The organism is Peribacillus sp. SIMBA_075 (assembly GCF_046534585.1).
Genome location: NZ_JAWRYN010000002.1, coordinates 49,335 through 65,295 on the forward strand (window position 1 = coordinate 49,335; position 15,961 = coordinate 65,295).

Sequence of the window (15,961 nt, forward strand, 5' to 3'; positions counted from 1 at the left end):
TTTATGATTTCTGTAAACGATTTTCGCACGGGTGTTACGATTGAAGTAGATAATGGAATTTGGCAGGTTATTGAGTTCCAACATGTTAAACCTGGTAAAGGTGCAGCTTTTGTACGTTCTAAACTTCGTAATCTTCGTACAGGTTCAATCCAAGAGAAAACATTCCGTGCTGGTGAAAAAGTCGCTAAAGCACATATCGAAAACCGCAAGATGCAGTACCTTTATGCAAGTGGTGATAGCCATGTATTCATGGATAACGAAACATATGACCAAATCGAGCTGCCAGCTTCAAGCATTGAACGTGAATTGAAATTCCTTAAAGAAAATATGGAAGTCCATATCATGACTTTCCAAGCCGAAACACTTGGGGTAGAGCTTCCGAACACTGTAGAACTGGAAGTGGCGGAAACTGAGCCGGGAATAAAAGGCGATACATCTTCAGGCGGAACGAAATCAGCCGTACTTGAGACGGGCCTTTCGGTTCAAGTTCCATTCTTCATCAACCAAGGTGACAAATTATTGATCAATACAAATGAAGGCTCTTACGTATCACGTGCATAAATGAAAGAAGGCCGAGATTAATATCTCGGTTTCAGTTGTAGACAAAAAGGTTTCGGAATGGTCTCATTCCGAAACCTTTTTGATTTTTTATTGGATTGGACTTCATGATGACGCAGATGATCTGCTTCTTCTTGCCAAATATGGCGTGTCACTACCTTTTGTGCAACTTGTTCATTTTTATCACAGTGTACAGAAAGTAAAGACCATCAGTTTAATCTCCATTTTACAAGCTGGCACCAGTCGGTCTAAAGTAATCATTTCAAGCTGAAGCCGCTGCTTAAAAAGAATCCTTTTCACCTCAAGTTTTTTCATCCATCTATTTTAAAAGACTGTAGGTCTATCTTAATGTTAAACCAAAGTTGATTGGGAACGGAAGGTACGAGACTACTAAGGGAAAAGCGTGTCCAAGGGAGACCCCGCAGGCGCAATGGCGCCGAGGGTGGACCGCCCGCGGAAAGCGAGTGCCCTACGTTTAATCAACGTCCAAATTGTACAAGTCATAAAAAAACTTAGACAAACTCGCTTTCTTCGAATTTGTCTACAGCTTGAGATCGAGATTAATTTCTCGGTCTTTTTTTGGTCCTTATTCCGAAGGATATAAAAAAGTTCAATAAATGGTCTGTTTCTTTATTAGCCTGTCATCATTACGGTTTGGTCGGCATATATTTTATTGAAAGTGGTGTATACAGGAGGATTGTCAAAATGGAAACGATTCTTTCATTTTTACCTAAAAAATTATACGAGCAACTCCGGGGCATGACACCGATGATGATCGAGAAGATGGAAGAGCTGCGGATTCGAGTTGGAAGGCCGCTTGAGGTCATTGTGGGTGGGGAACCTTTCTTCTTTTCCTATGAAGTGACCCATTCGGATGCAGATCAATTATTGAATCAAATCGGTCAATTTTCGTTATATACACTTGAGGAAGAATTAAAGCGGGGATATATAACTATAGCGGGCGGACACCGGGTGGGTCTTGCTGGCAAGGTGATCCTGGAAAATGGGTCGGTCAAAGCGATCAGGGACATTTCCTCATTCAATATTCGGATTGCACGTGAAAAAATAGGTGCTGCTGAACCGCTAACATCTTATTTATATAATGGGGAATGGCAACATACAATGTTGATCGGTGCTCCGCAAACAGGAAAAACGACCGTATTGCGTGATATTGCAAGAATGATATCCAGTGGAAATGAAAAACGGGGAATTCCCCCTCAAAAGGTGGGAATAGTGGACGAGCGCTCAGAAATTGCCGGATGTGTTCATGGCGTGCCGCAGCTCGAATTTGGAACAAGGGTGGATGTGCTCGATGGATGTCCTAAAGCGGAAGGGATGATGATGATGATCCGTTCGATGTCCCCGGATGTATTGATCGTGGATGAAATAGGCCGCGCTGAGGATACACAAGCTGTGCTCGAAGCAGTTAATGCAGGTATTAAACTCATGATAACTACACATGGCCATACATTGGATGAAATTAAGAAGCGTCCTTTTATCGCCGAAATATTAAAGCAAAACATCTTTGAACGTTTTATAGAATTACAGAGAAGCAAATCCGGAAAAAGGAGCTATAAAGTCCTTGATGCAGCGGGGGTTCCTATTTTCTTGGGAGAAGGTGTGAACCCGCATGTTTAAGATAATTGGAGCAGCGATAATCATTATAGCAACGACATGGGCGGGTTTCGAAGCTGCGAAAAAATTAAGTATGAGGCCTCGTCAATTGAGACAGCTGAAAGTCGCCATGCAATCGCTCGAAGCTGAAATCATGTATGGTCATACACCTTTGAAAGAGGCAGCGAGGAAACTGTCTAAGCAGATGGCCAAACCTTTATCCATCTTTTTCGAGACCTTTGCAACTCGACTCGAGTCAGGTGAGACCACCGTCAAAGAAGCATGGGTTGATAGTTTGAAGAAAATATGGCAATCCCTTGCTTTAAAACAGGGGGAATTCGAGATACTTTCACAGTTTGGGGAGACGCTTGGAAAAAGCGATAAATATCATCAGCAAAAGCAAATCATGCTAACGATGGCACACTTGGAAAGAGAAGAGAGCGATGCGCTCGACCGACAGGTAAAGTATGAAAAAATGATGAAAAGTCTTGGTTTTTTATCAGGGCTATTATTGATCATTTTGCTGATGTAGGAATATGTGGGGGGAATGAAAATGGGCATTGATGTGGACATCATATTTAAAATAGCAGGTGTGGGGCTAGTTGTGGCATTTCTTCACACAATACTCGATCAGGTTGGGAAGAAGGAATATGCCCAGTGGGTGACACTTTTCGGATTTATCTATATTTTATTCATGGTAGCTTCTGTAGTGGAGGATTTATTTCAAAAAATTAAATCTGTATTCCTATTTCAGTAAGGGAGGGATTCGCGATTGAAATCATAAAAATCGTGGCCATTGCCCTAGTTGCCACCTTTTTGGCCTTGATCGTCAAAGAGCAAAAACCAAATTTCGCATTCCTGCTCGTCATTTTTGTAGGCTGCTCCATTTTTCTTTTTTTAGCGGATAAAATATACGAAATCATTTTAATGTTAGAAAAAATTGCAGTGAATGCGCATGTAAATAGCGTGTATTTAGAGACCATCTTAAAAATAATCGGAATTGCCTATATTGCTGAATTCGCTTCTCAAATTACAAAAGATGCAGGGCAAGGGTCGCTCGCTTCCAAAATAGAATTGAGCGGGAAAATCTTGATTCTTGCCATGGCGATTCCGATTTTGACGGTCATTATCGAAACGATTTTGCAGATGCTCCCAAGTTAACGGATCACTCCTACTAGTCAATGAGGTGAATGTATGAAGCAGCGGATGCCTTACTTATCCATTCTATTCGTTTTACTCTTTTTTTTGCATCCATCTATTGGACAAGCCGCCGAAAATCCAGAAAATGGTGAAATCGATCAAGAGCCGATCATGCAGACCGAATTGGTACAAGCCCAAATAGACAGGCTGGGTGTCGATGAGCTCAAACAATATTGGGATGACATCGTTACGGAATATGGAGGGTTCTTACCGGAAAGCCAGAAGGGGAGCTTCATGGATTTTGTAAGCGGTGATAAGAAATTCTCCTTTGACCAATGGATAAAGGGAATTACAAAATTCATTTTTCATGAACTGCTTGTGAATGGTAAGCTGCTGGGCTCACTCATTTTATTAACCGTTTTCAGCATGTTCCTGCAGTCTTTGCAGAACGCGTTCGAACAAAGCTCCGTTAGTAAGGTCGCTTATGCAATCGTTTATATGGTGCTGATCATTTTGGCACTTAACAGTTTTCATGTGGCGATTGAATATACAAAGGATACGATAGATTTGATGATTTCCTTTTTAATGGCGCTCATCCCTTTACTCTTGGCCTTAATTGCCGCTTCAGGAGGACTTGTATCAGCAGCTTTCTTTCACCCGGTCTTAATGTTTTTAATGAATACAAGCGGAATCTTGATCCAGTTTGTCGTCCTCCCTCTTTTATTCTTTGCAGCGATTTTAAGCATTGTCAGCACATTGACCGAACATTATAAAGTGACACAGTTGGCACAACTTCTCCGAAATTTTGCTATCGGGATACTAGGTGCATTCATGACCATATTCCTTGGTGTCATATCCGTTCAAGGAGCATCCTCCGCTGTAGCAGACGGAGTGACGATCAGGACGGCCAAATTCGTGACAGGTAACTTTATACCGGTAATAGGGCGCATGTTTACTGATGCAACGGATACGGTCATTAGTGCCTCCGTTCTGCTGAAAAATACAGTGGGCTTGTCAGGTGTCATAATTCTCTTGCTCATAACCACATTTCCAGCAATAAAAATCTTGATGATTTCTTTTGTCTATAAGTTGGCAGCGAGTCTTTTGCAGCCGCTGGGCGGAGGGCCTGTAATAAAATGTCTTGATGTTATAAGTAAAAGCATGATCTATATTTTCGCAGCACTGGCCATTGTCTCACTCATGTTCTTTTTAAGTATCACTGTAATTATCGCTTCTGGAAACATTACACTGATGGTTCGTTAAGAAAGGAGGAGGGCTTTGGTGAGTTTTTTAGCTGGCTGGGTATCTAACATCATCATATTTGTATTGCTGGCTACTGTGATCGATATGCTTCTTCCGAATTCAGCTTTACAGAAGTATGCCAAAATGGTAATCGGACTTTTACTGATTGCAATCATCATCACTCCTATATTGGGATTATTCAATAAGGATTTCGACGAAATCCTCTCTGCGGCTACAAGTGAATTTCAAGAGCAGAAAAAAAAAGATTTAGGAAATTTGACAGAAATGAAGAAAAAAGAAATACAAGCTACCCAGGGTGCATATATTTTAAAACAAATGGCTGTTGACTTACAGGCAGAAGTGGAAGAGGAGCTGATGGTGGATTATAACATGAAGATTAGTTCAATTGATGTAGGGGTCAAAAATGAGGAAGAACCGAGCGCTGATGATTTGCAAAACATAACGATATCATTGGAAAAGGCAGAAGGGAAAGAAGACTCGGGGATAGAGGCAGTAGCGAAGGTTGATATCAATGCAGAGAAACTATCCTCTTCGAATGATGCCAATCTTGATGCTGTGAAAAGGTTTCTGGCAACAAGTTGGTCCGTTGATGAAGAGATCATTGAAATCGCCGGGGAAAGGAAGTGACTGAGTATTGAACAAAGACAAAGGTCCGTTATCCTGGCTGCAAAAACTATTAAATAAAGACCCTGACCAAAAAGAACCTAAGGAAAAAAAACCTTCCCTGTATGTCTATGCTCTAATAGTTGTCCTTTTGGGAGCGGGAATTATGATGGCCGGGAATTTGTTAACCACCAACCAGACGGGACAAACACCTGAAGTGAAGACTGTATTCAATAATGATAAACAGGACGATGAAGGGGAGGTTGAAACATTCGGTCAGAAGAAATCCGAATTCAAGACGACAAAAGATTATGAAATATATCTTCAGAATGAAATGAAGGAAGCGCTTGAATCCATCGCAGGCGTCCAAGATGTAAAAGTCGTAATCTATGTGGATGCATCCGAGAAAAAAGTATATGAAAGAAACAAAGTCACCCAAAAACAAGTCACACAAGAAACCGACAAGGAAGGCGGCAAAAGGACGGTCGAAGACTTATCGGTTGATGAACAGCTCGTTTTGGTAAAAAGCGGTGAAAAAGAAGGACCGATCATTTCGGAAACGAAAAAGCCTAGTGTACGAGGAGTCCTCGTAGTCGCTAAAGGAGCCGAAAACATTCAAATAAAGAAGTGGATCATCGAAGCTGTCACACGTTCACTGGATGTACCGAGTCACCGGGTTTCTGTCATGCCTAAAAAATAAGGGGGAAAATCTACATGTTATTAAAAAAACAAACCGTTTGGTTATTGACTATGCTAAGTCTGGTCGTTGTACTTTCAGTCTATTATTTAACCGCTCCAGAGGAAAATGCCGCAGATATGACGGCAACAGAACAAATGGAAAAGGCAGAAAATAAAACAGAAAGTAAAACAGAAAGCAAAGCTGATCCAAAAGGGGAAAATAAAAGTGAAAAAGAAACGGCCAAAAATACAGAAGGTTCTTCTGTAACCATTGCATCAGGGGATGAATTTGAATCGTTAAGGTTGCAGATTGAAGATGAACGGGCGAAGCTGAATGAAGAATTGACTGCAAAGATGGGCAACACAGAGCTTTCCTCTGAGGAAAGGGACGAGGCCTATGCGAAAATCGAACAATTAAGTGAAACGAAGGTAAAAGAAAATATCATCGAAAACTTAATAGTGGCCATGGATTACAATGCCGCACTTGTCCGTGTGGATGGAACGGATGTAAAGGTGAGTGTCAAGGCCGATAAACAGACGAAAACAGAGGCCAATAACATTATCCGCCTCGTAAGGAAAGAAGTGAGCGATGCACAAAATGTAGTGGTCGATTTTCAACCGGAAAAGTAATCTCACATACAGATGAAAGAGCTGATGCACAACAGTTCATAATCATGAAAATGTGAAAGTCCCCCTTAATAAAAAAAGGGTGGCTTTTTTTATTAAGCTTTTTTCGCGATCATCCAATCGGGAAACTTTAGAGGAAAAGTTTTTTTATGTCTATTTATATCAAGAACTCAAATAGAAATGGTGACTATAATTCTCAGTAATATTCTAGAAAAGTAATTATACTAAAATTTATAGCTGTTATTTCAGGGGTAATTCGCAAAAATCAGGTGAAAACGCTGAGGGGATCCAGTTTATAATTATTCACAATATTATAATATAGGTGTAATATAGAAGTATGGATTTCAAGCTGCAACTAATCTATCATTGAATTTGTATAAGCTAATATTGTATGATGTTAGAAGCTGGTCATAAACTTTTCAATTTTCTAAAGGAAACAATATTTTGAGAAAGTGAAACATCTGTTATAATACAGATGAGAGTGTATTCAGTTTATTCGCTTTCGCATGGAGAAAGCGACTACTTTGTGCATAAATGGACAAGGTAGGATAAGCTAAAGGTAAAAGGTTACATAAAATATTATTGCCTCACAAACTCATATTAAATTAGACAAGGGGTGCCACAAAATGAAAGTGCAAGAAATTCGTGAAATAATTAAGCTAGTCGATCAATCAAATATCAGTGAATTCGTTTTTGAAAATGAAGGAACGAAAATTAAATTGAAAAAAACTGAAGCGGGTACAGTATTACACCCAGCAGCTGCTCCAGAAGTTGTTCAAGCCAATGGAGCTGTAGAGGTCAAGCCCGCAGCGGCCCCTGCCCCTGTAGTGCCAAAAGCTGTTGAACCTGCAAAACCGGCTGCTGCCGTCACGGAACAGGAAAATTTACATAAAATCACTTCTCCGATGGTAGGGACCTTCTACCAATCTCCATCACCGGATTCTCCTGCATATGTAAAAGCAGGCGATAAAGTAACAGGGGATTCCATTGTCTGCATCGTGGAAGCTATGAAACTTTTCAATGAAATCGAGGCCGAAGTAACCGGTGAAATCGTTGAAGTCCTTGTAAAAGAAGGTCAACTTGTAGAATATGGCCAACCATTATTTTTAGTAAAGCCGGAATGAGGAGCTGTTTCTAAATGATTAAAAAGGTATTGATTGCCAATCGTGGGGAAATTGCAGTCCGAATCATCCGGGCATGCAAAGAGTTAGGGATCGAGACTGTAGCGGTCTATTCAGAAGCGGATAAAGAAGCATTACATGTTCAAATTGCTGATGAAGCATATTGCATCGGTCCTAAATTATCAAAAGACAGTTATTTAAATACAACAAACATAATCAGTACAGCCAAGAAAACGGGATCTGATGCGATTCACCCTGGATATGGTTTCCTTGCTGAAAATGCCGACTTTGCTGAGCTATGCCGTGAATGTAATATCATTTTCATCGGTCCTAGCCCAGAAGCCATCAATAAAATGGGAACAAAGGACGTAGCAAGGGAAACCATGCGCAAAGCCGGTGTACCGATCGTTCCCGGTTCTAAAGGCATAATTAAAGATACGGATGAGGGTGTAGCCCTAGCTAACGAAATGGGCTATCCAGTCATCATCAAAGCTACTGCCGGCGGTGGCGGTAAAGGTATCCGCGTTGCAAGGACCGAAGAGGATCTCATCAAAGGCATAAACATCACGCAACAGGAAGCCGCGACGGCATTTGGGAATCCAGGCGTGTATATTGAAAAGTTCATTGAGGACTTCCGTCACGTTGAAATCCAGGTCATGGCAGATAATCATGGCAACGCCATACATTTAGGCGAGCGTGATTGTACGGTTCAGCGCCGTTTGCAAAAACTTGTTGAAGAAACTCCATCTCCAGCCCTTGATGGTGAAACACGGGCGGAAATGGGGCAGGCTGCAGTTACGGCTGCTCTTGCCGTTAACTATTCAGGTGCAGGTACAGTTGAATTTATTTATGACTATGTGAATAGAAGATACTACTTTATGGAAATGAATACACGTATCCAGGTTGAGCACCCAGTTACAGAAATGGTAACGGGCGTGGATTTGATTAAAGAACAGATCAAAGTTGCTTCAGGTGACAAACTATCACTTTCACAAGAAGATGTGACTTTTAACGGATGGTCTATCGAATGCCGGATCAATGCAGAAAATCCAGAAAAGAATTTTATGCCTTCCGCAGGTAAAATTCACATGTATTTACCCCCAGGCGGCTACGGAGTGCGTGTAGATTCTGCGGCATACCCTGGGTACTCGATACCGCCGTATTACGATTCCATGATCGCTAAATTGATTGTCCATGCACCGACGAGGGACGAGGCGATTGAGAAGATGAAACGCGCTTTAGGAGAGTTTGTCATTGAGGGTATCAATACGACAATTCCTTTCCATATTAAGTTACTTCAGCATGAACAATTTGTTTCCGGAGAATTTAATACCAAATTCCTTGAAATATATGATGTAATGAACTCATAATGTAAAGGAAGACAGGAGGTGCTTTTGAATGAATGAAATGGAAGGCCAATTACTCGAAATGAATGATTATAATGGGCTGGGTAAAGTGGAGATTGCACCTGAGGTGATAGAGGTAATTGCGGGTATCGCTGCATCGGAAGTTGAAGGTGTTGCACATATGCGCGGGAATTTCGCTACAGGTGTTGTTGAAAAGCTTGGTAAAAAGAATCACGGTAAAGGTGTTAAAGTGGACTTATCGGGAGAATCCATCAAAGTCGAACTTTATTGTGTCATGAAATTTGGTGTTTCGATTCCGAAAGTTGCTCAGGAAGTTCAAGATAACATTCGTGAAGCTTTGTTGAATATGACCGCTATCGACGCGGGTGAAGTGAACATTCATGTAGTAGGCATTGCGTTTGAAAACGCTAAACAAGAAGCGGATCACGAACAAGAAGTGTAAGTGGCTTCAGTCGATTCACACCTGCAAAAACCCGGCAAAAAGCCGGGTTTTTGTTTTTGGAATTTTTGACTCGATGATACCCGGCTTATAATATTACGTAAAATGAACATAATAAGGCGGTGTCTGGAAGTTTCCCTTTAATTCAAGGGTGATTTCTGTTAGAGTGTAAAAGGTGAAATATGAGCATGAAAGCTAGGTAAGAGCTTTTTGACACTTTAAAAAAGTATGGGACTTTGTTGGCCGTTTAACTGGAAATGAACCTTGAAATGTTGTCTTGAATCAAGGTGTTTGAGTCTTTTGGCCCTTAATTTTAGTGAGATTAGCTTAATTTATAAAAAAAACAGCGAAAATCTTAATATTTTTCAAAAAATATTATTTAATGTTCGTTTGTTCTAGCATTTTCATATATAATAGTAGATGTTAAAGGAGTAAGATTATGAAAAGAAGAGTAGCCCGTGAAAAATCCCTTCAAGCACTATATCAGATAGATATTGCCAAGTCGAATGCAGAAGAAGCAATGGAAAGCGTACTGGATGGTGCTCCTACTGATGAATATTTCAAGAAATTAGTAATGGGAATAACGGAAAATCGTGAACAACTTGATGCAATGATCAGGGACAATTTAGAGAACTGGACGTTGGAAAGACTGGCGAACATTGATCGGAATTTACTGCGGATCGCGGTTTATGAAATGATTCACAGTGAAGATGTTCCTGTAAGTGTTGCAATGAATGAAGCTATTGAAATTGCTAAGAAATTCGGTGATGATCAATCAAGCAGCTTTGTAAATGCCGTTTTATCGAAAGTAAAGGTGAAAAGCGGCAGCTAAAGCTGCAGCCTTGAACGAGGATTTTCTCAGCAATTTCTTTAGCAAATTATCTTGGGAGGAATATACACATGTCAGCTCAAATCATTAATGGTAAAGAAATTGCAGAGTCAGTTAGGCAGGAAATGAGTAAGGAAGTGCAGCAGTTACGTGAAAAAAATATCGTTCCGGGTTTGGCTGTAATCCTTGTGGGCGACAATCAAGCTTCACAAACCTATGTACGCCATAAGCAAAAGGCCTGTGAAGATTTGGGCATGCATTCTGTGTTAATTAAAAAGCCTGCGGAACTATCTCAGGAGGAATTAATTCAGAGCATTGATGAATTAAACCAGGATGACAGTATTCACGGTATATTGGTGCAGCTGCCGTTACCTGGACATATTCAGGAAAAAGCGATCATTGAAGCGATTTCCCCCGAGAAGGATGTAGATGGATTTCATCCGATTAATATTGGGCGGATGATGACGGGGCAGGATGCCTTTTTACCTTGTACGCCATACGGTGTCATGGTGATGCTTGAGTATATCGACTATGACCTTGAAGGTAAGCATGTTGTCATCGTAGGAAGAAGTAATATCGTTGGAAAACCAGCCGGACAAATGTTTTTAAATGCGAATGCAACCGTTACTTACTGTCATTCAAAGACAAAGGACCTTGCGTATTATACCAAGCAAGCTGATGTCGTTGTGGCCGCTGTCGGCAAGAGGGACACGATCACGAGTGAACATATCAAAGAAGGTGCAGTCGTCATTGACGTCGGAATGAACAGGAATGAAGAAGGGAAGCTTTGCGGTGATGTGGCGTTTGATGAAGTGAAAAATAAGGCTTCATTCATTACACCTGTTCCTAAAGGCGTTGGTCCCATGACGATTACGATGCTTATGAAGAATACGGTCAAATCTGCCCAAAAAGCACTTGAACAGAACAAGCAAGCATTGAAAAACTGAAAAAAGCGTTAAATTATTTTAAAGAAGCGGACCTCTTGTTTTATAATAACGGGAGACCGCTTTTTTCCATTCATAGATTTAATCAAGTTTTAAGTGTAACCTATAGGTAAGTTTTCTTTATATCCGATTTCCATCGGAAGGAGACATTATATGAGCAACCAACAATATTTGAGTGTATCGGCTTTAACGAAATATATCAAAAGGAAGTTCGATGCCGATCCCCATTTGCAAAATGTATACATAAAAGGCGAAATTTCGAATTTTAAACAACATACAAGCGGACATATGTATTTTACTCTAAAGGACGAGAAGGCCCGACTCCTATCCGTTATGTTCGCCGCCAACAACAAAGGGATGAAATTCCTCCCCGAAAATGGAATGAAGGTACTTGTTAAGGGCGATATATCATTATATGAAGCGGGCGGACAGTATCAGCTATATGTGAAAAGCATGGCACCTGATGGCGTGGGGGATTTGTATCTTGCTTATGAACAGCTGAAGAAAAAGCTGGAGGCGGCAGGTTTGTTTTTGGCCGAACATAAGAAACCGATTCCACAGTACCCTAAGTCTGTGGGAGTCATAACTTCACCGACCGGAGCCGCACTAAGAGATATCCTGACAACGATCAAGCGGAGATTTCCAATTGCCAGAATTATCGTTTACCCTGCACTTGTGCAAGGGAATAATGCCGCTAAATCGATTGCCAAGGCAATTTCCATGGCTAACGCAAGGGCGGAAAGCGATGTGCTCATTGTCGGAAGGGGTGGCGGGTCGATCGAGGAGCTATGGGCCTTTAATGAGGAGATAGTGGCTGAATCGATCTATGATTCTGATATACCGATAATTTCTGCTGTCGGTCACGAAACCGATTTTACAATCGCTGATTTTGTCGCCGATATGAGGGCCCCTACGCCGACGGGTGCAGCAGAGTTAGCAGTTCCCCATCTTAATGAAATACACGAACGTCTGATGAACCGTAAGAATCGCTTGACCCGTTCCATTCGTGAAGCGGTGAATTTTGAACGTACCCGATTGACCAGGATGGAGAGGTCTTATGCTTTTCGTTATCCACATAAAATGTATGAACAGAAGCTTGAACAGCTAGACAAGACGATGGACAGGCTAGGGAGGTCCAGCACGCGTTATTTCATGAAAAAGAGAGATGAGCTTAATCAGATCAACGATATTCTGAAAAAGCAGCATCCTGAACAAGCTGTGAAAAAATCCAAAGATGATTTGCGGCAGCATGCAAAAGTATTACAGAGGGCCATGGAAGCCATCTATCGGCAAAAATCACAGCAGTTCGTTCATATTACAGCCACGTTGTCTGCCCTCAGCCCATTAAAAATCATGGAACGGGGCTATGGATTGGTTTTTGCTGAGGGTGAGACATTAGTGAAAAGTACACAGCAAGTAACCGAAGGTGATAGAATAGCCGTTTCCATAAAAGATGGAACCCTTGAATGTGAAATTAAAGAAATAAAGGAGCGAATGGAACCATGACAAAAAAACAGGAAGCTACATTTGAAGAAGCGATGGAGAATCTCGAGAAAATTGTGGAACAGTTGGAAGAGGGGGATGTGCCCTTAGAAGAAGCCATCTCCATATATAAACAAGGAATGGATTTATCCAGGCTTTGTCACTCAAAACTTAAGGCAGTTGAAGATCAATTGACTCAAATTTTACGCGAAGATGGGGAACTTGAAAACTTCGCTGTCCAGGAGGAAGAATAACATGGGTACGGCGTCCTTTGATATGTTTTCTAAAGAATATAAGGCGATTATAGAAAGAGAAATCGTTGAATATGTCAATAAGTTGAAAGCTCCGGCTGTGGTCAAAGAAGCCATGATCTATTCGTTGGAAGCAGGCGGTAAACGGATTCGCCCTTTATTGGTCTTTGCGGTTCTAGAGGCCTTTGGGAAAAACTTGAGGATGGGGATACCTGCAGCCGCTGCCATTGAAATGATACATACATATTCATTGATCCATGATGATCTCCCGGCGATGGATGATGATGATCTTCGCCGGGGAAAACCGACGAACCATAAAGTATTCGGTGAAGCGGTAGCAGTACTGGCAGGTGATGCCCTCCTTACATATAGTTTTCAATTGGTGACGGAAATGATCGATCCCGAGGTGACGGCTGAAATGAAGCTGAACCTTGTATCTGAAATTGCCAGGTCCGCCGGAGCCGAAGGGATGGTTGGCGGTCAAGTTGCCGATATGGAAGGTGAAAATAAAAGGTTGACGCTCCAGGAATTGGAGTATATCCATGAACATAAAACAGGGAAATTATTGACTGCTAGCATCCTTTCCGGAGCTATATTGGCCGGGGCGAATGAAGAACAGCGACTGCATTTACGTGACTTTGCATACCATCTGGGGCTTGCTTTTCAGATTCGGGATGATATTCTGGATATTGAAGGATCAGTAGAGTTGATCGGCAAGCCGGTTGGCAGTGATGTGGGAAATCACAAAAGCACATACCCCTCTTTACTTACTCTTCAAGGGGCAAAGGAAAAGTTGGAACATCATATTGAACTTGCTCATGCCGCTTTAGGAAAAACAACATTACAAACGGATCTGTTGAAAGATCTAACTGATTTAATAGCGAACCGTAACCATTGATTGTGGCTAAATTTGTTATCAAATGAGGTTTTATGGTATACTCATTGTGCAAAAATATGTGAAAACCCAAATGGGATTTTTAATTGAGATACGTGATAAATAGGTATATTAAGCCGCCGAAATCACCTGGGTGTTGGCGGCTATTTTTTAACTTAAAACCAATTTTTCGGTCAAGTCTTCCATATAGACCTCTTTTATGAGGCTTTGTTTTTGCTTACAACCGAAAATGACAGAAAGTGAGTGGTCCTGTTTGGATCTTCTATCTATAAAAGACCCTTCTTTTTTGAAGAATATGAATAATGAAGAACTAGTTGAGTTAAGTATGGAAATACGAAAATTTCTTGTGGAAAAATTATCGGTGACCGGTGGGCATATTGGGCCCAATTTAGGTGTAGTCGAGTTGACTATAGCCTTGCATAAAGAATTCGACAGTCCGAACGATAAAATTTTATGGGATGTCGGTCACCAATCCTATGTCCATAAAATCCTGACTGGCAGAGCAGGAGAGTTCAATACCTTAAAGAAATATAAAGGTCTTTGCGGCTTTCCTAAAATGATTGAAAGCCCTCATGATGTTTGGGAAACCGGTCACAGTTCGACTTCTCTTTCAGCTGCAATGGGAATGGCGGCTGCCCGTGATATCAAAGGTGAAAAAAGTTTTATTTTACCTGTCATCGGGGACGGGGCCCTAACAGGCGGAATGGCGCTTGAAGCTTTGAATCATATCGGTGATGAAAAAAAGGACATGATCGTTATCCTGAATGATAATGAAATGTCGATAGCCCCTAACGTAGGTGCTTTACACACGATATTGGGAAGATTGCGGACAGCAGGTAAATATAACTGGGCAAAAGATGAATTGGAATTGCTTTTGAAAAAAATTCCTGCAGTCGGTGGTAAACTTGCGGCTACCGCTGAACGCTTGAAGGATAGCATGAAGTACTTATTGGTCTCAGGAATCTTTTTTGAAGAACTCGGGTTCACATACCTTGGACCAGTTGATGGTCATAATTATGAAGAATTGCTGGAGAATTTAAGATATGCCAAGAAAACGAAGGGACCCGTACTGCTACATGTCATCACGAAAAAAGGCAAGGGTTATTCACCTGCCGAGTTGGATACAACAGGAAATTGGCATGGGACAGGCCCATACAAGATCGAGACAGGCGATTTCGTGAAATCCACTAGTAAAGCTCCTGCTTGGAGTGCCCTCGTAAGCGATACTGTCAGCAGGCTCGCTCGTGAAGATGAACGGATTGTCGCGATTACACCTGCAATGCCTGTAGGTTCGAAATTGGTGGGGTTTTCCCGAGAGTTCCCAGAACGTTTCTATGATGTAGGGATTGCCGAGCAGCATGCAGCAACTTTTGCAGCTGGATTGGCAACGCAAAAAATGAAACCATTCCTGGCTATTTATTCAACCTTCCTGCAAAGGGCTTATGATCAGGTGGTCCATGATATCTGCCGACAGAATCTAAACGTATTCATAGGGATCGATCGTGCCGGATTGGTTGGTTCCGATGGTGAAACACATCAAGGGGTTTTCGATATTGCTTTCTTACGCCACATTCCAAATATGGTGTTGATGATGCCGAAAGATGAAAACGAAGGCCAACATATGGTCAATACGGCCTTAAGCTATAATGATGGTCCGATCGCTATGCGTTTCCCTCGTGGGAATGGTTCGGGAGTTGAAATGGATACTGACTTACAGCAGATTCCAATCGGTACGTGGGAAGTTCTTAAAGAAGGAACGGATGCTGCCATCTTAACGTTCGGTACAACCATCCCCATGGCTCTTAAAGCTGCAGAACTGCTTGAGAAAGAGGATTATTCAGTTAAGGTGATCAATGCCCGTTTCATCAAGCCTTTGGATGAGAACATGCTAAGCAGTCTTCTTGGTGAAAAAATGCCTATCTTGACTATAGAAGAAGCGGTTCTTCAAGGTGGTTTTGGTAGTTCTGTACTTGAATATGCTCATGATCAAGGTTTTTATGGGGCAATTATAGATCGAATGGGAATACCTGATTATTTCATTGAACATGGCAGTGTCGATGAACTTCTTGAAGAAATCGGTTTAACGACAGAGACAGCCATCAAAAAGATTAAAATGATAACACCAAAAAAAGAAAAAAGGGCCTGACAAT

The 15,961-nt window shown here is 41.5% G+C and carries 18 protein-coding genes; all 18 read left to right on the plus strand.

Annotated elements, in window-relative coordinates:
- Positions 1-3 precede the first annotated feature (3 nt).
- The 18 genes from efp (at position 4) to dxs (ending at position 15,957) form a co-directional block, all read left to right on the plus strand.
- A complete protein-coding gene (gene efp, locus SB775_RS01975; RefSeq protein WP_034308328.1) occupies positions 4-561 on the plus strand; it encodes an elongation factor P in 558 nt (185 codons plus the stop codon).
- A gap of 702 nt (positions 562-1,263) precedes the next feature.
- Positions 1,264-2,196 (plus strand): stage III sporulation protein AA, encoded by a 933-nt coding sequence (gene spoIIIAA / locus SB775_RS01980; RefSeq protein WP_061464005.1) that lies wholly within the window; start codon positions 1,264-1,266, stop codon positions 2,194-2,196.
- Positions 2,189-2,704: a stage III sporulation protein SpoIIIAB gene (spoIIIAB, locus tag SB775_RS01985; RefSeq protein ID WP_061464004.1), complete on the plus strand. Its 516-nt coding sequence runs from the start codon at positions 2,189-2,191 to the stop codon at positions 2,702-2,704. Before spoIIIAA ends, spoIIIAB begins: the two co-directional genes overlap by 8 nt.
- Positions 2,705-2,725: 21 nt before the next feature.
- A complete protein-coding gene (spoIIIAC, locus tag SB775_RS01990) occupies positions 2,726-2,929 on the plus strand; it encodes a stage III sporulation protein AC (protein ID WP_034308319.1) in 204 nt (67 codons plus the stop codon).
- A gap of 23 nt (positions 2,930-2,952) precedes the next feature.
- Entirely contained in the window at positions 2,953-3,333 is a 381-nt protein-coding gene (gene spoIIIAD / locus SB775_RS01995; protein ID WP_089361491.1) for a stage III sporulation protein AD, read from the plus strand.
- Between the two features lie 33 nt (positions 3,334-3,366).
- On the plus strand, positions 3,367-4,575 hold the full coding sequence (gene spoIIIAE, locus SB775_RS02000; RefSeq protein ID WP_089361490.1) for a stage III sporulation protein AE: 1,209 nt from the start codon (positions 3,367-3,369) through the stop codon (positions 4,573-4,575).
- Positions 4,576-4,593: 18 nt separating this feature from the next.
- Positions 4,594-5,202, plus strand: a complete 609-nt coding sequence (gene spoIIIAF / locus SB775_RS02005; RefSeq protein ID WP_061466141.1) for a stage III sporulation protein AF — start codon at positions 4,594-4,596, stop codon at positions 5,200-5,202.
- A 7-nt stretch (positions 5,203-5,209) separates the two neighbouring features.
- On the plus strand, positions 5,210-5,878 hold the full coding sequence (spoIIIAG, locus tag SB775_RS02010) for a stage III sporulation protein AG (RefSeq protein ID WP_410860373.1): 669 nt from the start codon (positions 5,210-5,212) through the stop codon (positions 5,876-5,878).
- A gap of 14 nt (positions 5,879-5,892) precedes the next feature.
- Positions 5,893-6,486 carry a SpoIIIAH-like family protein gene (locus tag SB775_RS02015; RefSeq protein WP_089361489.1) on the plus strand — a complete coding sequence of 198 codons (594 nt, stop codon included), beginning with the start codon at positions 5,893-5,895 and terminating at the stop codon, positions 6,484-6,486.
- 623 nt (positions 6,487-7,109) lie between these two features.
- The gene (gene accB / locus SB775_RS02020) at positions 7,110-7,607 is read left to right on the plus strand and encodes an acetyl-CoA carboxylase biotin carboxyl carrier protein (RefSeq protein WP_410860374.1); all 498 of its coding nucleotides are present in this window, start codon (positions 7,110-7,112) and stop codon (positions 7,605-7,607) included.
- Positions 7,608-7,621: 14 nt separating this feature from the next.
- Positions 7,622-8,974: an acetyl-CoA carboxylase biotin carboxylase subunit gene (gene accC / locus SB775_RS02025; protein WP_284470244.1), complete on the plus strand. Its 1,353-nt coding sequence runs from the start codon at positions 7,622-7,624 to the stop codon at positions 8,972-8,974.
- Between the two features lie 37 nt (positions 8,975-9,011).
- Positions 9,012-9,413 carry an Asp23/Gls24 family envelope stress response protein gene (locus SB775_RS02030; protein WP_375166286.1) on the plus strand — a complete coding sequence of 134 codons (402 nt, stop codon included), beginning with the start codon at positions 9,012-9,014 and terminating at the stop codon, positions 9,411-9,413.
- Between the two features lie 436 nt (positions 9,414-9,849).
- Positions 9,850-10,242: a transcription antitermination factor NusB gene (nusB, locus tag SB775_RS02035; RefSeq protein WP_061463996.1), complete on the plus strand. Its 393-nt coding sequence runs from the start codon at positions 9,850-9,852 to the stop codon at positions 10,240-10,242.
- Positions 10,243-10,310: 68 nt separating this feature from the next.
- A complete protein-coding gene (folD, locus tag SB775_RS02040; protein ID WP_089361486.1) occupies positions 10,311-11,186 on the plus strand; it encodes a bifunctional methylenetetrahydrofolate dehydrogenase/methenyltetrahydrofolate cyclohydrolase FolD in 876 nt (291 codons plus the stop codon).
- Between the two features lie 150 nt (positions 11,187-11,336).
- Positions 11,337-12,689: an exodeoxyribonuclease VII large subunit gene (gene xseA, locus SB775_RS02045; protein WP_410860375.1), complete on the plus strand. Its 1,353-nt coding sequence runs from the start codon at positions 11,337-11,339 to the stop codon at positions 12,687-12,689.
- Positions 12,686-12,919 (plus strand): exodeoxyribonuclease VII small subunit, encoded by a 234-nt coding sequence (locus SB775_RS02050; RefSeq protein WP_034308286.1) that lies wholly within the window; start codon positions 12,686-12,688, stop codon positions 12,917-12,919. Before xseA ends, SB775_RS02050 begins: the two co-directional genes overlap by 4 nt.
- Position 12,920: 1 nt before the next feature.
- Positions 12,921-13,814, plus strand: coding sequence for a polyprenyl synthetase family protein (locus SB775_RS02055; protein ID WP_410860376.1), 894 nt, complete (start codon positions 12,921-12,923; stop codon positions 13,812-13,814).
- A 250-nt stretch (positions 13,815-14,064) separates the two neighbouring features.
- Positions 14,065-15,957 carry a 1-deoxy-D-xylulose-5-phosphate synthase gene (gene dxs / locus SB775_RS02060; protein ID WP_061466140.1) on the plus strand — a complete coding sequence of 631 codons (1,893 nt, stop codon included), beginning with the start codon at positions 14,065-14,067 and terminating at the stop codon, positions 15,955-15,957.
- The last annotated feature ends 4 nt before the right edge of the window (positions 15,958-15,961 follow it).